Here is a 19708-nt window from a genome sequence, read left to right as displayed (position 1 = left end):
CTCCGGTCGCGCGAAATTTTTAGGCCTTTACCACAATGAGGGACGCAATTGATCAGTACTAGAGATGAGGACGCTGGCGAATCTGGCAAGCATTGCAGAGTAATGGTCTTTGGCCTAGATCGCATTGGCCTAAATTCATATATCAAACCAATCGAATCTAAAAATTTCACTATTCTTTTCGAACCGTTTAAGACTCAAGCGCGATTTCAAGATTACGACCTTGTCATTTTTTTACAAGGCGCGTTTGAAGACTTCAAGTGGAGCAGCTCGCTATATAGCGAGGGACATTGGGTGCTAACCTGCTATCGAAACGAACTCGACCAACGCTCAAAAGAATTAACACTGCTTATTCAAAAGGGCGGGAGCTTCTGTTCAATTCTCGTCAAACCCTTTATTGACCGCGATGATGGCCAGGACTTCCGCTCCACCGACCTTACAAAAAGGCAACTTAACTACACACACCTGAAACGCGAGAACTTTTCGCACCGCGTTCCGCATTTGGAAGTCAAGCAGGATGAATTTGTGCGATTCTTTGAACTGTATGGCGCAGCAAATTCATACTTTCAAATCTACGACAAAGACTTACCGATTAAGACAATTGCATCGGTCCGCGACAATCCTGTAAGCTTGCGAATTGACGACAGCGAATTCTTCATTCCTACGCTCGAAATCCCTGCGAATGATGAAAAATTCGAAGAGTATTTCACCTTGCTTGTGGACGGACTCACTTCTGTGAAAAACAAACTTCACCGTGAAGTACCAGAGTGGGCCAAGAAATTTTCTTTCAAAGAAGAGGAATTTCTTATGGCAGAAGTTTCCGCACTTCAAGCAAGAATAAGCGAAATTCAAATTAGACTAGACCGACTTGACAGCTTCAAATCCTCGTTAGTCCATACCGGGGAACCGCTCGTCGGAATTGTCACGGAAATTCTTGAGGAAATTACAGGCTTTAGCTGCGACTCAACGGATGAGTTTAAAGAGGATGCAAAGCTAAAAGATGAGAGCGGAAAAATCGTTGCGATATGCGAAATCAAAGGCGTAAATCGCGGCATAAAGCGGGAAAACATCAATCAAACCGATTCGCATCGAGATCGCTCCGGATTTGCGGAAAACTTTCCGGCTTTACTCATCGCGAACACCGCAATAAAAAACGCGCACACTCTTCAAGAAAAAGACGAAGAACCAAACACCGATCAAATAATTCACGCGGCAAAAATTAACATCCTCATCCTTCGCACCTTAGATCTTCTTAATCTCCTTAGACTTACTCGCAGCGGCGAAGTTGAGCAAGCTGAAGCCCGCCGTCTCTTACTCGAAAACTCAGGATGGTTGAGAGTGAGCGCCGCAGGTGTCGAGGTCCGTAAGCAATAGAAGCGAATTTACGGGCGTCGGTGCAAAAGCCGTGCGCTCTGTCATCCCCCGTCGCGGTCGTTCTGTTGCGGATTGGGATGCCAGAGCACCGGGGCCCTGTTGTGAAGGTCCGGCCGCTACGCAGTGACGGGAGAAGTCGCCAAGTGCAGCAGCCCGCGCAGCGCACCCTAAGGGTGACCCGTCCTGCCATAGGTTGACACCTATGGACTCATAGCCGACTCGATCCAGCCGGACAGAGACGCCCGATGAACCTCATCCGGCGTTTTCAATTTTAGGGAGTGGTGCGGTCTCTCCTGGTTGTAGATCTGCACGGCCTGCTGGACCATCCGGCTGGCCTGGGCCAGATCGGCAGGCCGGTGCAGCAGGAACTCCATCTTCAGGATCCCGTTGACGCGCTCGGCCAGCGCGTTCTGATAGCAGTCGTAGTACGTGATGTCGGGCACCCACACCTGCTCGCTGGCAGTCGCTCGAACCTGATGCGGCCCCTCCTTGAGCAAGTTGGGATGGCGTCGGAATCGATGATGGCTGTCGGTGGTCTTGTGATACGCCCGCCTCGGCGCCACCAGCATGCGCGCCTCGCGCGCGGCACGTCCAGCAACGCATCGCGCCCCAGCTCGCGCCGGCGTGCTGCAGCGGCTGCTTGAGCAGATGGTGCAGCCTGCGCGCGCCCAACCGGGGCTGACGCAGACGCACGCCGCGAACGAGCTCGATCACGATGTCGGCACGCGCACAGCGTTGCTGCTGATACTGCAACTGCTGGTAGTAGGCTTGGCGGCTGACGCCCCAATGGCGGCAAGTCCTCGCCACGCTCAGCCCCGGGAGGAGCTTTTGCGAGAGGACTTGCCCAAAGGCTTTTTTACGATGCGCACCCCGTAGTCCTTCTTCAAGACATCGATCACCGCCTCGAACAGTTCGGCCTTCTCATTGGCTTCGCGAAGCTGGACTTCGAGGGCCTTGATCTTCTGTTCTGGAGTCAGCGGTGCAGCAGGTGCAGATGAGAGCTTCTAAGAAGACTGGCAAGCATCTTCGTTGTTGGCCCTCCTCTTCCAAAGATTCGGCAGATCGCATCTCTCGACCTTCCTGATCGCCAGCGAGTTTGTTGTTGCAATGGCATGGACGCTGCCGGCCGCGGCCCGAGCACCCGTCTATCGTTGCGAGACCAACGGCAAAGTTAGCTACTCAGATGCGCCATGCGTCGGCGCGAAGGTCATCGACGCGACACCAACGCAAGGTATGGACAAGATGAGCGGCAGCTCACGCAAAGGCAATGACGTTCAGCGTGATGAGTGGCGTCGAATGTTGGATGGCGCGACCCGGCCCTTACATGGCAAATCTCACGAGGAGATGAACACAGCCCGGCGTCGTGTTTATTTGCCTCAAAGCGACCAGCGGCAATGCGCTCGGCTCGACGACATGATTTCGAGGCTCGGGAGCGAAGCGCAAGGTGCGGCAGGAGCCGACAAGGCACGCGCGGATGTCGACCTTTACAAGGCCCGCAAACAGTACTTCGACCTGAAGTGCTGAGCCGACCATCGACGCATCCTCGGTTTCCGACTAAGGCTCCAAGACCTGCAGTCTCTCAATCAGCGCCGCATTCTTCGCCTTCGCGTGCTCGCCGTAGTGCACTTCGCGGTGGCATGTGGGGCATAGCGCTGCAACGAACTTTGGATGATCCGGCCCACCGTCCGATACGCGGGTCGTGTGATGAGGCTCCAGATACTCGGCCCCTCCGGCACGCCGAAACGGCGCTGGCTTGGCACACAACTCACACACACCTTGTGAGCGCCGAAGCACATAGTCGCGTACCGCACGACTGCGCTCGTAGACCGTCCGCGATCCGCTCTTGCTATTGCTTGAGCCATCGACCTTGGCAGCAGCAATCGCTCTGCGTCGTGCCTCTTCCAACGAGACATCCTCCGACGCATCCATCTCATCTAGGAGTTCTCGATGCTCCAGATGGCCGATAGGCACCAGCCTGAACACAATCGCATTTCGATCCAAACCATCCGTGTCTGGCTTCACGATCCACTCGTGCCCGCCATAGACAAACTCGCCGACGTAACGCTGCGCCCCCTTCTTCAACGTGCGGAAGAGATGGAGCGCCTTCGCGTTCATTGAGTGCTGCAGGATCGCTAGGTTGCCACGCGTCATCTTCATGTCACCGCGCTGTCCCTCGCCCGTATAGAGAAACGTGCCGTCGTCCTCTGGGCGATCAGCGTATCCATGACGGGTACCACTGTGCCCCGCGAACAAGAAAATCAACGGATAGAGCGAAGACGAAGAGATGCCGCTTTGCCAGCCTCCGCCATAAGGTTTGTGAAGCTCGGATCGTCGGTCGTAGATTTCACCGATCACAAAAGACGGCGACACATGGCTTGGATCGGGCACAGACACGTCTTTCTACGGCGGCGACTCGTGGCAGAGAAGTTTGATAACGTTTGTGAATATACGTTAATCAAATCCTTCCAGTCTCCGCCAACCCCTACGCGTCCCACCTTGGAGGCATCGCGGTCGCGGCCCCTCACCCGTCTGACATTAAGGTTCTTGAACACCCCCGCGACAAATGTCAATCACCCGGAGTGACGTTCACCTCCCCGCCTCGCCCTCCTACGATCCTCCCCAAGCAAAGGGGCCAAGAGGATCGAAATGCCACAGTACTGCGTCAACAAGACCGCACAACTCAATGGCGACCATGAGGTACACGCACAGGGGTGCATTTTTTGGCCGCATCCGGTGAACACGCTCTCGCTCGACTGGCACGAAGACTGCCGTTCGGCGATGCAGACGGCGCGGGCGTTCTACCGACAGGTCAACGGCTGCCGCTACTGCTCGCCGGCCTGCCACACGGGGCCGCGCGCGTCGAACGACGACATCGGGCCGATCAGCTATCGCGGCGCATCCAAAGAAGAAGATGCGGGGCCGGAATTTCTCTCGGCCCACTCGCTGCGCTTGCGCGAGATCAAGCAGCGCCTGGGCTGCTGAACGCGCCCGGGCCGCGCAGCACCTGAGGCGCCACCTCCTGCAGCAGGTGTTCGGCGTCGCGCGTGAGGTCCGAGGCGATCCACATCATCATGTCGCGCCGCCTCGGGCCTATCTCCTTGAACGTCAGCCACTTGGCGTGCTTCCTTTCCAAAGTTCTGCACGTCATTTGGTTAGACGGCCGGGGTGTTAGCGCACCTCGGCCGTCGCCTTTTGTGCCTCGCCTTCGCGCTTGCCAAAGGAGCTTGCGCGGGGCGTAACCCCTTGGAATGCAGGGAGAGAACGAGGGCCAGGCTCGGCCCTTGGGGTGAACAATTGTGGATCGCTCAAGCGCTTGAAGTGCCGGAGTCTTCGTCGCAAGACTCGACCCATTCAACGATCCACGGATGCAAGCGCAGCGCAGGCGCCATCCGCTCAAGGGCTTTCAAGAACTCGTCGCGCACGGCGACCAGCATGCCCTCCAACTTCAGACTGTCGACCTCTTCGACCGCAGGCCAGGGCCTCCAATCGGTGCCGCTTCTGCAATGCACGGCATACCCCGCGCCCTTCGGCTCCAGCTTCAACAATCGATCGACGCCTTGTTCGTACAGATAGATCTCGGCACTCTTGCGGGCTGCAATCGCTCTGAGCGCATCTGGCAACTGCTCGAGAAACACGGACAGATCGGTGCCCACATCCACAAGCCATCGCTCTTGGCCCAACCCCGAGATCAGGAAGTCTGCCCATCCATTGAGTTCATGGCACGCCTCCATGAGGATCGCGCGCACATCATCGTCGTTCGGGTCGTAGAAGCGGTACGGCATCACCTGGGACGGCAGGTCAGGCGACACCTTCAGTTCAATACGCATCCAACCGTTCTCCAATCGATGCGCGCCGGGCGTCAGCCCGACATCAACGCCCGAAACCGCTCGAAGTAGTCCCCACTCCACCGCCCATAAACCTCCGCATCGAGGTTCTCGATCTTGTAGAGATCGTTCGCATCGAAGTGCGAGAACAGGCAGCGCAGCGTGCCCAGCATCACCCAGTGCGCGAGCCTGCGGTCCTCGGGGCTCACCTCGTCCTGGCCCAGCACGCACTCGATGTCGGCGATGAGCGGCACGAGCAGCGCCTCGTCGAACACGCGGTCCTCGAACAGCGCGTAGCAGAAGGTGCCCTCGACCTCGTCGTTCTTGTTGTTGCGCAGGTTCTCGCGCGCGGCTTCAACATCCGGGCCCGGTGCGCTTGGCGGCTTTCTTGCTTTTGGATTCATTCCTGGTTCCGTCCAGATTGAACACGCCCTTCGACGCGTTGTTCTTCGAGAAGGTCTCGTAGTGGTCCTTGTGCAGATTGTCGAGGTAGTAGTAATCGCCCTTCTTGAAGGTGGTGCCGTCGACCTTGGCCTTGTCGTTGAACTTGTAGATCTCGGCACCCTGGAACTTCTTGCCGGTGCGCTCCGAGGCGCCGCTGACAGCATCGATGAAGCTCCACCCCCACGGATCGATCCACGACACCGGATTCGGCGCATACAGATGCAGGTTCGCCCCACCCGCCAGCCCGATCGGATCGGGGCTGATGAAGCGGCCGATGTCGGGATCGTAGAAGCGGAAGGTGTTGTAGTGCAGGCCGGTGTCGCGATCGAGGTACTGGCCCTGAAAGCGCAGGTTCTGCTCGGCGAGCGATGCGTGTCCCTCGTCGCCATGCGCCGCCGCCCGCAGCACGGGGCGACCGTCGAGGGTGCTGGCCTCCCAGTGCTCCGATACGGTGGCGCCCCAGGTGCGGTAGCTGGCGCGCCAGCGCAGGGTGCCGTAGTGGCCGCTCAGTTCCTCGGGCAGGCCGGCCTGGTTGGTGTGGAAGTGGCAGATCTCGCAGCGGCTCGTGCGGTCCGCATCGCCGCCCTCCCCGTTCGATGCAGGCGCGCGCTCCTCGATCCGGGCCATGGGCGCGTGGCTGCCGGGCTCGTAGACGTAGCTCAGCACCTGGGCGCCGCGCCGCTCCTCGATGAGCTGCATGCCGTCCCAGATGAAGCGCGTGCTGCCGAAGGCGTCGTGGCGCGCGACGCGGCGGCCCAGGGCGTCGTAGTCGAAGCGGGTGGTCTGGGTGGTGGCGTGCTCGGTGCCGGGGCGGCGCGTGGTGCGCACGGCGACGAGGCGGCTCTCGTCGTCCCACTCGAAATGCTGCTCGGTGTGGCGGCCCGCGCGCTTGCGCACGAGCCGGCCGTGGCCGTCGTAGCTGTAGCGCTTGTCCTCGAACACGCGCACGAGGTTGTCGTGCACCCGGCCGCCGACGGCGCCTTGCGCGGCGTCGTTCGCGAGCGAGGCATCGAGCAGGTTGCCGGCGGGATCGTAGGCAAAGCGTTCGTGGCCGGCGGCGCCGCGCGGCGCCTGCGCGCTCGCGCCCAGGGGCACGCGCACGCTCTCCTCGATGCGGCTGGTGGCGTCGTAGCGGTGGGCGAAGGCGCCCTGCAGCGAATGGCGGCCGCGGCGCAGCTCGCCGACGGAGTCGTAGCCGTAGTCCTTCGCGAGGCCGTCGAGCGCGCCGGCCTCGGGCGTGCCGGCGCGCTCGAGGGCCTGGCGCCAGGCCGGGTCGTTGGGCGTGAAGGCTGCGGCCAGCGACGAGGGGCGGCACCATGCGGCCGCGCGGCGCCCGAGCGGATCGAGCGCGAAGCGGGTCGACAGCGCACCCTGGCTGCGCGCGATCTCGCGGTGCAGGTCGTCGCGCTCGATGTCGCTCACGAGCTGGTGCAGCGTCGGCGCATCGCCGTGCTGGCGCGAGACGTTGACCTGGTGCAGGTGGCCCGAGCCGTAGTGCAGGTAGTTGAAGGCGCGCACGGTGTCGCGGTCACCCGCGAGCGCGGGCAGCTCGGTGCGCGTGCGGTTGCCGAGCGCGTCGTGGTCGTGCCGCAGCGTGTGTTGCTCGCCGGTGCGCTCGTCGATGGCGGTCTCGCTCGTCAGCTGGCCGAGCAGGTCGTAGGCGAAGCGCGTGCGGTGCAGCGGCTGCAACGCGATGGCGTAGCCGGTGCCCGTCACCTCGAGCTTCAGCGCCTCGACGAGGCGGTCGCGCAGGTCGTAGCGATAGCGGTAGTGGTGGCTCGCGGTGCGCTTCTCGATCAGGCGGCCGACGGCATCGCGAACGAGCTCGGTGCGCAGCGGCTGCGCGCCCTGCGGCGGGGCCTCGCCCTCTCCACCGGCATCGCGCGGCTTCAGGTCGTCGTCGCCGATGCCCGGAAAGTGCGTGATGGCCACGGGCCGGCCATTGGCGTCGTAGGCGATGCGCACGCGCGTGCCGCCCACGCGGCGTTCCTCCACGATGCGGTCGGCGCGGTCGCGCACGAACTCGAAGCGCAGGCCGTTCTCGTTGACCAGCGCCTGCAGCCGCCCCGCGCTGTCGCGCTGCCAGGCGAAGCGCCGGCCCTCGGCGTCCTGGCGCCACAGCGGCTCGCCGCGCGCATCGAGCGCGAAGCGGGTGGCGCGGCTCAGTGCATCGGTGGCGCCGACCAGGCGGCCGGCGGCGTCGCGCTCGAAGCCCTGGTGGCTGCCGTCGGGCAGCGACACCGCGAGCAACCGGCCCATGGCGTCGTGCGTGAGCCGGGTCTGCTGGCCGGCGGCATCGGTCACGGTCTTCAGGTGGCCCCAGCCGTCGTAGGCGTAGCGCGTGGTCTTGCCCGAGCAGTCGGTGAAGGCCACGAGCAGCGCGCGCTCGTTCCAGCGCAGGCGGTTGTGGCCGCCGTGCGCATCGGTCACGAGGATGGGCAGGCCGCGCCGGTCGTGGCTGTAGCTGCGGGTCCGGCCCAGCGGATCGGTCTCGCGCACGAGGTTGCCCTCGTCGCTGTAGGCGTAGACGTGGGCGCTGCCGTCGGCCTCGGTTTCGCGCCAGGGCAGGCCGAAGTCGGTCCAGCCGGTGCCGCGGGTGCGGCCCAGCGCGTCGGTGCGGCTGCTGGGGAAGCCCTGCGCGTCGTAGTCGCAGCGTGTGGTGGCGCCGTCGGGCTCGGTGATGGCGACGAGCTGGCGCAGCGCGTTGTAGCGGGCGCGCCAGTACTGGCCCTCGGCATTGGTGTAGCCGAGGATCTGGTGCTCGTCGTTCCACTGCCAGGTGAAGCCGCGACCGAGCTGGTCGACGACATGGGTCTCGCCGACGGCCACGCCGGGGTCGTCGAGCGGCGGCGCGTCGTCGGGCCGCAGCCGCAGGTAGCGGACCTCGTGACGCTCGCCGTCGCTGGTCCAGTGGCGCGCCACGCGGGCCTCGGCGCCCGTGCCGGTCCATTCGTAGCGGCACTCGCGGCCGGCAGCGTCGGCATGCAGGCACATGAGGCCCTGCGCGTCGTATGCGAAGCGCCGCGCCACCACGCCGTTGCGGTCGGTCACCTCGGCCAGGCGGCCGTGGTCATCGTGGCGGTAGCGCACCAGCAGGCCTGGCGATTCGCCCGGCGCGCCGACGGCGATGCGCACGGCATCGAGCCGCGGGCTCTCGCCCGTGTAGTCGAGCGCGAGCAGGCGGCCGGTGCCGTCGGCCATCGCGACGAGGCGGCCCATCGCATCGTGGCGCAGGTCGATGAAGTTGCCGTTGCGGTCTTCCACGCGTGCGAGCTTGAGCAACTGGCCGTTGCGCGCTGCGTCGGCCGGCGGCTCGAACAGATAGAAGAGCCCGCCCGGCACGTGGATGAAGTAATGGCCGCCCTCGCTGCGGCAGAGGTCCAGCCCTTCGCGCAGGCACAGCTGGCGCGATCCCGCCTCGAGATCGGGCAGCTCGACCTCGCGCCCCTGCGTGTCGATCAGCACCACCACGGGCTCGCCCGTGGCGCCCCTATCGAGCCGCAGTTGCGAGCCATAGGGCAGGTTCCAGCCCTGCCCCAGCGCGCCGTCGCGGCGCAGGTCGTGGCTGCTGTAGAAGCGCTGCCATTCGATGGGCAGCGCGCCCGGCAGGCGGAAGTCGAGCTCGGCCTCGCCGCCGAGGAACTTGCCGCCCGTGGCCGCATGCACCGGGTTGCCGAACGAGCTCACCAGGCCGTGGATGCCCATGCCCACGCCGATGGCGCCCTCGATCAGGCAGGGCAGCGCCTTGCGGCCCTGGCGCGCGAGCTTCGGCAGGCAGCGCAGGCCCTTGTAGATCATCACGAGGTTGAACACGGTCACGGCAATGCGCGAGATCAGCGGCACCTCGTCGGCCACCTCGCGCACGCGCGCGGTCGGCCCGCCGATGAAGACATTGGGCGAGCCCTCGCTGACCTTGGCACCGCACTCGGTGTGGTCGTCCTTGCGCGAGGCCACGCCGCGGTTGATGAACACGGTCTCGGCGCCCTCGGCCAACAAGATCTGCGGCGAGTCGCGCGAGCAGCTCACGGTGTCCATCGGAATGTCGGGCGAGGCCCGCGCCGCGCCCACGGCCTTGCTGTTGACGAACACGTCCGACGAGGCGCTGGTGATGGCACCGGTCACGGTGAGCGTCTCGGGCACCAGCGCATCGGCGATCGATTCGCCGAGGCTCGCCCCCACATAGCCGCCGGCCATGCGCGCGCCGACCACCACCGCGCCCGCCACCAGCGGCCCCGCGAGCCCGCCGGTGCCGACCACGGCCGCCACGGCCACGCCGGCCGCGAAGCCCACGGCGATGCCGCCGATCAGCCCGCCGGCGAACTTGGCCCAGAAGCGCGCATGCGCGTTGGTGTGGGCAATGGGGTCGTGCAGGCGCGCTGCGGGTTGGCCGGGCATGGTCGATGGCGAGGCACGCAGGCGCGGTGCCGCGTCAGTCCCTGGGCTGGAAGCTCGCGAGCGTGCGCTGCCACAGCGCGAGCTCGCTCTCGCCGAAGGGCTCGGGGCTGCTCGCGGTGAGGATCAGCACCGCGCGGCCGTCGGGCAGCTGGAACACGGCCTGCCGCTGGTGCAGCGCCTGGCCGTTCTGATTGAAGCGGGTGGCGATTTCGATCGCGGCCAGGCTGCGCATCGCGGGGCCCACGCCGATGGGGTTGCGCGAGGTCTCCTGCAACTGGCTCACTTGGCGCTTGAGGTCGTTCATCTGGCGTTCGACGAAGGCGGCCAGGGTCTCCTGCGCGCGCAATGCGTCGCGGCTCACGATGAAGGTGACGCCGCTGCCGTCGGGCATGGCGAGCACGTTCATCGAGCGGTCGATGCGGCCGTCGTCGGGGAGGTCGAAGTGGCCTTCTTGGATGTGATAGCGCATGAGTGTGCGGGCCGCTTCAGCGCGAAGGGCCAGGAATGGGGAAGGCCGACGGAGTCGATGGCGGCCGCAGCTTCTCGCGCAGTTGCACGGTGCGCGAATGCAGCACGCCGCGCCGCACCGCGATGGCCGACGACTCGCGGCCCTGCGCGGCCTCGATGTCGGCGAGCACCAGTGTCTGGCCGCTCGAGTCGATGGCGCGCGGCGAGAGGTAGCGGTCGCCCACGCGTTGCAGCGCCCGGTCGATGTTGCGGCCAGCGGCGGGCCAGTCCTGCCGCGCGATGGCTTCATCGGCGGCGCGCAGCAGGGCTTCGGCCTCGTTGGCAAGGGCTTCGTCGTTGGGCATGGGGTGGTCGCTCGCTGCATTCATGCGTGTCAGGGCCACACGCGGTTGAGCACGCCGCCGTTGCCTTGGTAGTAGGCCAGTTTCAGCTTCTCGGCCGTCTCGCGCGCGGCGATGCGCGTCGCGGTGGGATAGCTCATGGGGCTGGCCGAGGGCTGGTTCACCAGTTCGTTGATCCGCGCGTTCTGTGCCTTGTTGAGCAGGTCGCTGTTGATGTTGGCGGGCGTCTGGGCGGTGCGCATGTACATGAACTGGTCGGCACCGCTCTGGGCCACGATCACGTTCTGCTGCGTGTTGATCAGGTAGCCCGCGTCGCCGCCGCTCAGCGAGACGCCGGTGTAGACGGTGTTGTTGGCGATCTGGGGATGCGAATGGAAGACGCCCAGCACCTCCTGGTTGCGCGACACGTCGAGGTCGGGCGCTGCGTGCGCGGACGTGCCCGACACCGGATTGACGAGCGAGAGCTCGCCCTTCCCGTTCGCCACCAGCGTGTTGGCCTGCTCGGTCGGCACGCCGTTGGGAAAGCTCTTGTTCCAGCGGTGCGTGAAGTCGCCGTTGAGCTCGCCGAGGTTCACCTGCGCGGGCGACATGTTCGGAGAACTCGGCACCGCGAGGGTAGCGGCGGTGGCCGGCGGTTCCTCGGCCACGGCCGGCGCGAAGGCCGGCTTCGCGACCTTGGTGCCGGGTGGCGGTGCCGCCGGCGCGGCGCTCCCGGGCACGGCCGGCGCGGAGACGGTTTCTTCCTCCGATTCGGGCGGTGCCGCCCCCACCGGCGCCTCGCAGTTCAAAAAGATCTTCCCGCCCCGCTGATCCAGATCCTCCGTGAAGTTCACCAGCCCCTTCACGCCACTGATCCGGATCGTCCCGTCCTCGAGCAGCACGATCGACGACTTGCCGCAGATCAGCGAGATGCTGGTCTTGCCCATCACGAACACGTCCTGGTCCACCGCCTGCACCAGCACCGACTTGCGGCCCACGAGGTTGGCGTTGCTCTCGGTGGAGGTCACCGAGGCATCGATCTTGGCGACGAGATTGATCGCGCCCTCGCTCGCATGCGAGACGATGTCGCCGCCCGAGACCACGTTGACCTGGCCGCCCTTGGCGATCTGCGTCAGCATGCCGCCCGCCACCAGCTGCGTGAGCTGCGCGCCGGTGGTGAGCGTCAGGGCCGACTGCGAGCGCATCGACACGCTCTGGCCCGAGCTCACGACGATGGGCTTGGGGCTGATCATGGTCTGGCCCTCGGGGCTCACGATCGAGACCACGGGCTTGTCGATCCTGCGCGAGAGGTCGAGCATGCGTTGCGCATCGGCCATGGCGGGGTCGGCATCGCCCGAGACACCGGCCTCGTCGGAAGCATCGCCCCCCGTCAGCGCGCTCACCGCCTGCGCCGCGCCGGCCAGCGACTGCACGCCCTGCGCCAGCCCAATGAGCTGTTGGCCCTTGCCCTTGGCCATGGCGCCGACCAGCGCCTTGGTGGCGGCGATGGCCTGCCCGGCCGACTGCATCAGCGCGCCGCTCTGCGCGAGCGCGGCGCCCATGTGCTCGTGGCCATCGGGGTTGTCGCGCGACACGCGCTGCGTGAAGTCCTGCGTGTAGGTGGTCAGCAGCAGGCCCTTGTCGGCGCGGATCGAGCCCCACTCGTTGGTGCGCAGCTCGAAGCCGTAGCTGCGCTGCACCTCCGAGCCCTGGTTCATCAGGTAGCCCATGTGCAGGTGGGTGGCGCCATGGTCGGTCGAGAGCTCGATGTGCTCGCTGCCGCGCTTGTCCTCGAAGCGCAGCATGTGCTTGCCGCCGCCACCCTTGCTCCAGTGGGTCTGGATGCCCGACTGCGTCTTGTGGCGCGGCAGCTCCCAGGCCGGCATCTGCGCGGCGTTGTAGACGCAGCCGGTGACGATCGGATGGTCGGGGTCGCCGTTGAGGAAGTCGACGATCACCTCCTGGCCGATGCGCGGGATCTGCATGCTGCCGTAGCCGCCGCCGGCCCAGGTCTGCGAGACGCGGATCCAGCACGAGGCGTTCTCGTCGCGCTGACCGTAGCGGTCCCAGTGGAACTGCACCTTGATGCGGCCGTACTCGTCGGTGTGGATCTCCTCGCCCGCGGGGCCCACCACCACGGCGGTCTGCGGGCCGGTGGTGCGCGGGCGCGGCGTGAGGCGCGGCACGCGATACGGGGCGCTGTCGGGCACCACCGCGAAGGCCTGGCGGTAGCTGGTGCTGCTGGTCGATTCGCCGTAGGCGGCACCGGCGGCTGCCACGCGCAACGCGTTCTCCTGGAAGTCGTGGCTCGCGGCCTCGATCAGGTAGCGGCGGTTGTCCTCGGCGTTCGGATGGCGCGCGAGGTCGAACAGGTAGCCCGGCGCGATGTGGCGCAGGTTGCCTTCGGCCTCGATCGATTCGCGCCGGCCGGTCTGCTGCTCGAGCCGCAGCCGCGCGTAGTTCTCGCCATCGCCGAGTTCGGTGTAGCCGCCGGGCCAATCGTAGATCTCGTAGCTGTCGCGGCTGTGGCCCGCGGGCTGGCGACGCAGCGTGTCGATCTCGGCGTGGGGCTTCTTGAAGTCGTAGTCGTCGGTCGCGAAATGGCCCGAGGCGATGTCCTCGGCGTGGTGCCAGCTGTCGATGAAGTCCTGCTCGAGGATCTGCGCCGCGAGCACGCCCGCGTGGTATGGCACCTTCACCGGGCCCGCGGGCAGCGGCGCATGCGATCCCGGGCCGTCGCACAGCACGAGCTGGTGGCTGCCCCTGGCATGCGCGAAGAAATAGTAGATGCCCTCGGACTCCATGAGCCGGCTCACGAAATCGAAGTCGGTCTCGCCGTACTGCACGCAGTAGTCCCAGCTGCGGTAGCTGCCGCTCAGCCGCGCGTCGATGCCGAAGCCGTAGGGCGCGAGCACCTCCTGCACGATGTCGGGCACGGACTTGAACTGGAAGATCTTGAAGTCCGAGCGCCGCGTGGCATACCAGAGCCAGGGGCGCAGCTGGGCTTCGTAGACATGCATGTCGCCGTCGTCCTTGCCCACGCGCGCGAAGCGCGTGACCTGCCCGCTGATGAAGCGCTGGCCCGCGCCACCGAGCTCGGTCGCGAGGTTGACCTCGATCGTCATGTCCTCGCCGAGCATCTGCCTGGCGGGGATGCCGGGCAGCTCGCTGACCAGCCGCACGCGCGATTCGAACAGCGTGGAGATGCGCTCCTGCCCCGTCATCGAACGGAACTTGAGGCGCTCGCCCAGCGCGCTGTGGGCGATGAAGCTGCGGATCATGGGGCCGGGGACTCAGCGACGACGAAGCGGATGCAACGCACGGGCGCGCACGGACCGGCGCGCATCGCACGCCGGCCTGTACGCGCGGTGCTCAGGCTTCCCTGTTTTCCTTGATGTTCCAGCCGAGCTGGGTTTCGGCGCCCTTGCCGCCCTTGTCGGTCTGTTCCCAGTACTGCTGCTTGACCTTGGCGGCCTGGAACGCGTACTGCACGAACACCGCGTCGCTGCCCTGCTCGGCCGTGTACTGCACCGAGGTGACCAGCACCTCCTCGAGCGTCACGCGCGTGTATTCGATCTGCGAGCCGCCGGCCTTGCAGACCGACACTTCGATCTTGCTCAGGTGCTTGCCGCTGGCGCAGTTCTTCAGCACCGCCGGTGCCGCCTTGTCGATACGCGCGAGCACCTGCAGGTCGTTGAAGCTGGCCTTGCCCACGCCACCGCCGCCACCGCTGACCATGTTGCCGGGCTGGGTCGCGCCCCATGCGAAGGACTTGATGTCCGTCCAGTCCTTGTGGTTCGCGTCCTTCGATTCGCCATTCGCGCCTTCGACGCGCATGAACATGTCTACCGCCATGAGCTGCTCCCGTGTTGCGTTGAAACCGCCTGGAAGGTAGGTGATGCGCGATGGGTTCGCTAGTGCAGAAGGTCACGGCGAAAAAAGCACTACCCGCCGCAACCTTAGGAACAATCGGTTCTTTCAGCGGCTCCGTGCGCGAAGACCGAAACAAGGCGACACAAAAAAGCCCGTCATCTCACGATGACGGGCCTGCTTTGGCGAACGCTACGCGCCGGCTCGCTCCGCTTCCGCGAGCCATCGCGCGACGAGCGTCGGCACCTGCTCGGTCGCTCTGCCGCGCATGAAGACGAAGCCGCGCGGTACCTCCTCCATCTCGAGCGACACCAGCACCTTCTCGGCACTCGCGTGCGCGTACCGTGCGAGCGAGGCGGCCGGCTGCACCGCGAGCGAGGTGCCCACCACCAGCACGCGCGCCGCGGTGGTGACGTGCATCAGCGCCTCGTCGAAGTGCTGCACCGATTCACCGAACCACACGATGTCGGGCCGCAACTGCGTGCCGTCTTCGCAGAGCTGGCCCATCTCGATCGCCGCGCCGTCGATGCGGTAGCGATGACGCCGCTCCGAGGTGCCGCGCGCATAGGCGAGTTCGCCGTGGATGTGCAGCACCTGCGTGGAGCCGGCACGCTCGTGCAGTGCATCGACGTTCTGCGTGACGATGACCACCTCGTAGGCCGGCTCGAGCGAGGCGATGGCCGCGTGCGCCGCATTGGGCTGGGCCGCCCAGGCCTTCTGGCGGCGCTCGTTGTAGAAGGCCTGCACGGTCTGGGGATGGCGCTGCCAGCCCTCGGGGCTCGCGAGCTCCTGCCACGGATGGTTGTTCCACAGGCCGTTGGCGTCGCGGAAGGTGGGCAGGCCGCTTTCGGCGCTCACGCCCGAGCCCGAGAGCACGACGATCTTGCGGGGTTGAACGGTGGTTGTCATGAAGAGGACTCCGAAGGGAACAAGAAACCCGGGGCGACGTCGAACGCACACCCCGACCGACCCCGCCATGCGGGATTCTTTCGAGCGGCGACCGAGCGCCGCGAGAATGCCAGAAGCCCGCCGCGGCCCTTCACACGACCGCGCGCACGCATCCGACCACGAGCCATGAACAGCACCACCACCTCCAACCGACCGCTGCAGCGCTTCTATCTTTTCGCCGTCGCCCTCGTGGTGTTCCTCGGTTGCTGGGTCGCGCCGATCGACACGCCCGCGCGCGCGCAGGTCGAGGACGGACTCAAGCGCGCCCTGACCACCTTCGCCGCGGCACGCGCGCTCGGCGCGGTGGTGTCGGTGGCGCAGGGCACGCAGGTCGACGCCACGCCCGGCGGCATCGGCGTGAGCCTTGCGCCGGGCCAGGCGCTCAAGCCGCTCAACGAACTGATCGAACAGTTCGCGGCCATCATGCTGGCGGCCAGCGTGTCCTTCGGCATCCAGCTCGTGCTGCTGAAGATCGGCGCGCATGCTTACATGTCGGTGCTGGTCTGCGCGGTGGCGCTCGCATGGATCGCCTGGCGCTGGCACAGCGGCCGTTCGCCACGCTGGTTGCAGTCGCTGTTGATCGGGCTGCTGCTGGTGCGCTTCGCGGTGCCGCTGTCGGCCATGGCCAACGAGGGGCTGTACCGCGTCTTCATGGCCGACGAGTACCAATCGGCGCTCGCGCTGATCGAGAAGTCGCCGGCCGCCGTGGTCGACACCGCGCAGGAGGCGCAGCCGAATGCGCAGGAGGGCTGGAAGGAACGCATCGAGCGCTGGCTGCCGAAGCTGCCGAACCTCAAGGCCACCTACGACCAGATCATCCGCTCGGCCTCGGACTGGGCCGAGCGCATCGTGAAGCTGATCGCGCTGTTCGCGCTGCAGACCGTGGTGCTGCCGATCGCGCTGCTGTGGATGGCGTGGCGGGTGGCGCGGGCGCTGGTGCGCGAGCCGGTCAGGCCTGCATGAATTGAATGGCTCCCCGAACACGGTTCGAACGTGTGACCTGCGCATTAACAGTGCGCCGCATCTACCAGCTGAGCTACCGGGGAAAAAAGAATGGCCCCACGTGCACGACTCGAACGTGCAACCCCCTGCTTCGTAGGCAGATGCTCTGATCCATTGAGCTAACGCGGGATGAGGATGGCATCTCGTGCGGGATTCGAACCCGCGATTTCCGGAGTGAAAGTCCGGCGTCCTCACCGCTAGACGAACGAGACGCAGAAAGAAAAAACGAGGCGGCGCGCGCGGAAGGAATCGAACCCTCAACCGCTGGTTTTGGAGACCAGTGCTCTGCCAGTTGAGCTACACACGCACGATAAAAACGAAGATGGTCTGGGTGGCAGGACTCGAACCTGCAGCCTCCTGCTTCCAGGGCAGGCCGTCACCTGATTGACATAGGGTCTGTCATCAATCAAACGCCCTCGCGAAGCCCTGTTGCGCGGGGCAGTGCAAGGCGCCCTGAGCGCTGCGTAGCGCGCTACGTAAGCGAAGGGCAACGCCGCAATGCACCGCGCAACAGGGCTTCCCTCCGGGCTGGCCCCGCCATGCGGTGGCTACTTTGTCGGCCGGCTTGCCCATGGGTGACCATGGGCTGCACCGTCCTTCGCGTATCCACCGCATGGCGGGGCCAGCGCGAGGGCGTTTGATTGATGACAGACCCTAAACCCAGAGAAATTTGGTGCCTCGGGGGAGACTCGAACTCCCAGAATTCCGCTTCTAAGGCGGACACGTCTACCGATTGCGTCACCGAGGCTGAATGTGTTTTCTCTTGCTTGCCGAGGTGAGGGGCCGCGCCATCGCGACCCCGCCTCGTCGTTTCGAATTTTTAAGGAGCGTGCATGAGCCGCCTGGCTTCATGCGCTGCAGCACGATCGCTGCATGGGCAAAGGGTTCGGTGATGAAGCTCCAAAGCAAGAAGGCCCGGAACCTTTCGGTATCCGGGCCTCTTGGTGAAGAGCGCTTGGGAGGTCGTCGCCTAAGCGCGTCCTCCACCCGGATGCAATCTGTGGTTCTCGTTCAGCCATGCAGCGACCGTGACGGCCAGCAGAGCGCGCACGAGCGGCCGGACCGGCATGGGTCGGAGGCTGTCGATGCAAATGCGGGCTGCGGTGGTCACGATGGGTCCTGTGATGCTGTGGGTGGAATCGAAGAGGCGCGGTCTGCCGCGCGAAGGAGTCGGACTGTAAATAGTCTTTACTCCGTCGTCAACACATCGATCAAAAAAATTTCGCCGCGGCAATGCACGAGATCGGCATCGACCTCGCGAGCCTTCCGATCGCGGGCCTCACTCAGCCCTTGAGCACGCCCGCCATCATTCCCTTGACGATCCGCTCCTGCCCGATCGCATAGGCGGCCAGCAACGGCAGCGAGGTGAGCGTCGCCACCGCGAGCATCGCGGGGATGTTGGACGAGAACTCGCCCTGGTAGTCCCACAGCGCCAAAGGCAGCGTGCGCATGCCGGGCGAGCTGGTGAGCACGTAGGCGAAGATGAATTCGGTCCACAGGTGGATGCCGTTGTAGATCGCCACCGTGGCGATGCCAGGACCGGACAGGGGCAGGAAGATCTGCCGGAAGATGGTGAACGGACCGCTGCCGTCGATCTCGGCGGCCTACTCGAGTTCGCGCGGGATCTGGCGCATGAACTCGGTCAAGATGACGATCGAGACCGGCAGACTGGTGGCGACGTAGGGACCGATCAGCGCGAACAGCGTGTCGTAGAGGCCGAGGTTGCGCGTCATCAGGTAGACGGGCACCAGCGTGACGTGCAGCGGCACCACCATCGCGGCGACGATCAGTCCGAGCAGCGCGTGGTTGAAGCGAAACCGCAAGCGCGCGAGCGCGTAGGCCGCCATCGTCGACGCCGCGACGATCAGCAGCACCGAGGCGCCGACCACCAGCAGGCTGTTTCGCAGATACCCCGCATAGCCGCCTCGCAGCACCGACAGGTAGTGGCTCCAGTCGAAGCGCTCGGGCCAGGCCCACAGGCTGCCCGAGAACATGTCCTGCTGCGACTTGAGGCTGGTCACCAGCATGAAGGCGATCGGCAGCAGCGTGACCGCGAGCCAGCCGAGGGCCAGCAGCCAGACCAGGCCGCGTGTCAGCGGACGAGAGCGGAAGCGCACGGCGCCAGTCATCTCACACCGGGGTCGAGAAGCGCCGCGTCAGGCGCAGGCCGAGGGCGGCGATCAGCGTCACGACCAGGAACATCGCCGAGGCGATGGTGCTGCCGTAGCCGAGCTGGTAGGACGAGAACACGGTGCGGTACATGTAGGTCGCCATCAGCTCCGAGGCGCCTTCGGGACCGCCGCCGGTCATCACGTAGACCAGGTCGAAGTAGCGCAGCGAGCCGATCACGGCGAGCATCGCGGCGATGCGGATGGTGCCGCGCAGCCAGGGCAGCTTGATGGTCCAGAACACCATGGACGGGCGCGCGCCGTCGAGGCGCGCGGCCTCGGCGAGCTCACGCGGAAAGGAGGCCAGGCCGGCCAGGAACAGGATCATGTGGAACGGGATGTTCTGCCAGCAGACCACGAGCGCCACGGACAGCAAGGCCAGGCGCGTGTCGCCGAGCCAGTCCTGCGCCAGCCCCGGCAGGCCGACGGCCTGCAGCAGCGCGTTGAGCGGGCCGAAGTTGGGGTCGAGGATGTTCTTGAAGACCACGCCCAGCGCGACGCTGGAGAACAGCAGCGGCAGGAAGTAGAGCAGCTTCAGCCATTGCGAACCGCGGCCCGCGCGATCGAGCAGCAAGGCCAGCGCCAGCGCAATCGGCAGCTGGATCAGCACCGAGAGCAGCGCCAGCAGCAGGTTGTTGCACAGCGCGCGCCGGAACTGCGTGTCGTGCAGCAGCTCGATCCAGTTGCGCAGGCCGACGAAGACGCGGCCGGTGCCCAGGCCGTTCCATTCGAACAGCGAGAGACGGAAGCTGTCGACGAGCGGATAGACCAGGAAGACCAGCAGCAGCAGCACGGCCGGCGCCAGGAACACCACCGGCGCGAGCCGCCGCGCCAGCGCGGCGCGGCGCCGTGGCGTCGATGCGAAGACGGAGACGCGCGAACTCACGATGAAGGCTCC

The 19708-nt window shown here is 65.4% G+C and carries 16 protein-coding genes, 5 tRNA genes and 1 pseudogene; 4 read left to right on the top strand and 18 right to left on the bottom strand.

The genetic code is table 11. From position 1 onward, the window contains the following. Positions 1–48: 48 nt before the first annotated feature. The gene (locus AC07PU_RS32360) at positions 49–1371 is read left to right on the top strand and encodes a hypothetical protein (protein ID WP_495322409.1); all 1323 of its coding nucleotides are present in this window, start codon (positions 49–51) and stop codon (positions 1369–1371) included. Between the two features lie 200 nt (positions 1372–1571). Here AC07PU_RS32360 and AC07PU_RS32355 read toward each other — a convergent pair. Beyond that, positions 1572–2351, bottom strand: a pseudogene (locus AC07PU_RS32355) (integrase core domain-containing protein); the annotation flags it as partial. Positions 2352–2403: 52 nt separating this feature from the next. Between AC07PU_RS32355 and AC07PU_RS32350 the strand changes: the two are divergent. Beyond that, positions 2404–2895: a DUF4124 domain-containing protein gene (locus tag AC07PU_RS32350; protein ID WP_495322408.1), complete on the top strand. Its 492-nt coding sequence runs from the start codon at positions 2404–2406 to the stop codon at positions 2893–2895. A gap of 30 nt (positions 2896–2925) precedes the next feature. Here AC07PU_RS32350 and AC07PU_RS32345 read toward each other — a convergent pair whose 3' ends face one another. After that, entirely contained in the window at positions 2926–3765 is an 840-nt protein-coding gene (locus AC07PU_RS32345; protein ID WP_495322407.1) for an SRA domain-containing endonuclease, read from the bottom strand. Between the two features lie 252 nt (positions 3766–4017). Between AC07PU_RS32345 and AC07PU_RS32340 the strand changes: the two genes are divergently transcribed. Next, complete coding sequence (locus tag AC07PU_RS32340) at positions 4018–4353, top strand: hypothetical protein (RefSeq protein ID WP_495322406.1); 336 nt, start codon at positions 4018–4020, stop codon at positions 4351–4353. 323 nt (positions 4354–4676) lie between these two features. On the opposite strand, the gene AC07PU_RS32335 is transcribed toward AC07PU_RS32340, so the two are convergent. From AC07PU_RS32335 to AC07PU_RS32300, 8 genes are all read right to left on the bottom strand, one after another. Beyond that, the gene (locus AC07PU_RS32335; RefSeq protein ID WP_495322405.1) at positions 4677–5198 is read right to left on the bottom strand and encodes a hypothetical protein; all 522 of its coding nucleotides are present in this window, start codon (positions 5196–5198) and stop codon (positions 4677–4679) included. 32 nt (positions 5199–5230) lie between these two features. Further along, positions 5231–5599, bottom strand: coding sequence for a hypothetical protein (locus AC07PU_RS32330; RefSeq protein WP_495322404.1), 369 nt, complete (start codon positions 5597–5599; stop codon positions 5231–5233). Continuing rightward, positions 5550–10034 carry an RHS repeat-associated core domain-containing protein gene (locus AC07PU_RS32325; protein ID WP_495322403.1) on the bottom strand — a complete coding sequence of 1495 codons (4485 nt, stop codon included), beginning with the start codon at positions 10032–10034 and terminating at the stop codon, positions 5550–5552. The genes AC07PU_RS32330 and AC07PU_RS32325 overlap by 50 nt, the downstream gene beginning before the upstream one ends. Positions 10035–10068: 34 nt before the next feature. After that, entirely contained in the window at positions 10069–10503 is a 435-nt protein-coding gene (locus tag AC07PU_RS32320; RefSeq protein ID WP_495322402.1) for a DcrB-related protein, read from the bottom strand. A 16-nt stretch (positions 10504–10519) separates the two neighbouring features. Further along, on the bottom strand, positions 10520–10846 hold the full coding sequence (locus AC07PU_RS32315) for a hypothetical protein (protein ID WP_495322401.1): 327 nt from the start codon (positions 10844–10846) through the stop codon (positions 10520–10522). 29 nt (positions 10847–10875) lie between these two features. Continuing rightward, positions 10876–14103 (bottom strand): type VI secretion system Vgr family protein, encoded by a 3228-nt coding sequence (locus AC07PU_RS32310; protein WP_495322400.1) that lies wholly within the window; start codon positions 14101–14103, stop codon positions 10876–10878. 91 nt (positions 14104–14194) lie between these two features. Next, complete coding sequence (locus tag AC07PU_RS32305) at positions 14195–14677, bottom strand: Hcp family type VI secretion system effector (RefSeq protein ID WP_093340269.1); 483 nt, start codon at positions 14675–14677, stop codon at positions 14195–14197. Positions 14678–14884: 207 nt separating this feature from the next. Continuing rightward, positions 14885–15601 carry an SIR2 family NAD-dependent protein deacylase gene (locus AC07PU_RS32300; RefSeq protein WP_208509751.1) on the bottom strand — a complete coding sequence of 239 codons (717 nt, stop codon included), beginning with the start codon at positions 15599–15601 and terminating at the stop codon, positions 14885–14887. Positions 15602–15766: 165 nt separating this feature from the next. Between AC07PU_RS32300 and AC07PU_RS32295 the strand changes: the two genes are divergently transcribed. Next, on the top strand, positions 15767–16603 hold the full coding sequence (locus tag AC07PU_RS32295) for a hypothetical protein (protein ID WP_495322399.1): 837 nt from the start codon (positions 15767–15769) through the stop codon (positions 16601–16603). Positions 16604–16609: 6 nt separating this feature from the next. On the opposite strand, the gene AC07PU_RS32290 is transcribed toward AC07PU_RS32295, so the two are convergent. From AC07PU_RS32290 to AC07PU_RS32255, 8 genes are all read right to left on the bottom strand, one after another. After that, positions 16610–16686, bottom strand: a tRNA-Asn gene (locus tag AC07PU_RS32290). Between the two features lie 8 nt (positions 16687–16694). Then, a tRNA-Arg gene (locus AC07PU_RS32285) sits at positions 16695–16771 on the bottom strand. 7 nt (positions 16772–16778) lie between these two features. Beyond that, positions 16779–16854 (bottom strand) — tRNA-Glu (locus AC07PU_RS32280). Between the two features lie 22 nt (positions 16855–16876). Further along, positions 16877–16949, bottom strand: a tRNA-Trp gene (locus AC07PU_RS32275). A gap of 364 nt (positions 16950–17313) precedes the next feature. Further along, a tRNA-Leu gene (locus AC07PU_RS32270) sits at positions 17314–17390 on the bottom strand. Positions 17391–17925: 535 nt separating this feature from the next. Beyond that, on the bottom strand, positions 17926–18237 hold the full coding sequence (locus AC07PU_RS32265; RefSeq protein WP_495322527.1) for an ABC transporter permease subunit: 312 nt from the start codon (positions 18235–18237) through the stop codon (positions 17926–17928). 9 nt (positions 18238–18246) lie between these two features. Continuing rightward, entirely contained in the window at positions 18247–18759 is a 513-nt protein-coding gene (locus tag AC07PU_RS32260) for a carbohydrate ABC transporter permease (protein ID WP_495322398.1), read from the bottom strand. A gap of 13 nt (positions 18760–18772) precedes the next feature. Beyond that, positions 18773–19696 carry a carbohydrate ABC transporter permease gene (locus AC07PU_RS32255; protein ID WP_495322397.1) on the bottom strand — a complete coding sequence of 308 codons (924 nt, stop codon included), beginning with the start codon at positions 19694–19696 and terminating at the stop codon, positions 18773–18775. Positions 19697–19708: the final 12 nt, after the last annotated feature.

Source organism: Variovorax sp. GW821-FHT10D07 (assembly GCF_059415325.1).
This window is presented reverse-complemented; position numbering and strand designations above follow the sequence as displayed.

Excerpts from the sequence above, each read along its gene's own strand:
- AC07PU_RS32340 (WP_495322406.1), top strand. The coding sequence starts at position 4,018 with ATGCCACAGTACTGCGTCAACAAGACCGCACAACTCAATGGCGACCAT.
- AC07PU_RS32335 (WP_495322405.1), bottom strand. The coding sequence starts at position 5,198 with ATGCGTATTGAACTGAAGGTGTCGCCTGACCTGCCGTCCCAGGTGATG.
- AC07PU_RS32330 (WP_495322404.1), bottom strand. The coding sequence starts at position 5,599 with ATGAATCCAAAAGCAAGAAAGCCGCCAAGCGCACCGGGCCCGGATGTT.
- AC07PU_RS32325 (WP_495322403.1), bottom strand. The coding sequence starts at position 10,034 with ATGCCCGGCCAACCCGCAGCGCGCCTGCACGACCCCATTGCCCACACC.
- AC07PU_RS32320 (WP_495322402.1), bottom strand. The coding sequence starts at position 10,503 with ATGCGCTATCACATCCAAGAAGGCCACTTCGACCTCCCCGACGACGGC.
- AC07PU_RS32315 (WP_495322401.1), bottom strand. The coding sequence starts at position 10,846 with ATGCCCAACGACGAAGCCCTTGCCAACGAGGCCGAAGCCCTGCTGCGC.
- AC07PU_RS32310 (WP_495322400.1), bottom strand. The coding sequence starts at position 14,103 with ATGATCCGCAGCTTCATCGCCCACAGCGCGCTGGGCGAGCGCCTCAAG.
- AC07PU_RS32305 (WP_093340269.1), bottom strand. The coding sequence starts at position 14,677 with ATGGCGGTAGACATGTTCATGCGCGTCGAAGGCGCGAATGGCGAATCG.
- AC07PU_RS32300 (WP_208509751.1), bottom strand. The coding sequence starts at position 15,601 with ATGACAACCACCGTTCAACCCCGCAAGATCGTCGTGCTCTCGGGCTCG.
- AC07PU_RS32295 (WP_495322399.1), top strand. The coding sequence starts at position 15,767 with ATGAACAGCACCACCACCTCCAACCGACCGCTGCAGCGCTTCTATCTT.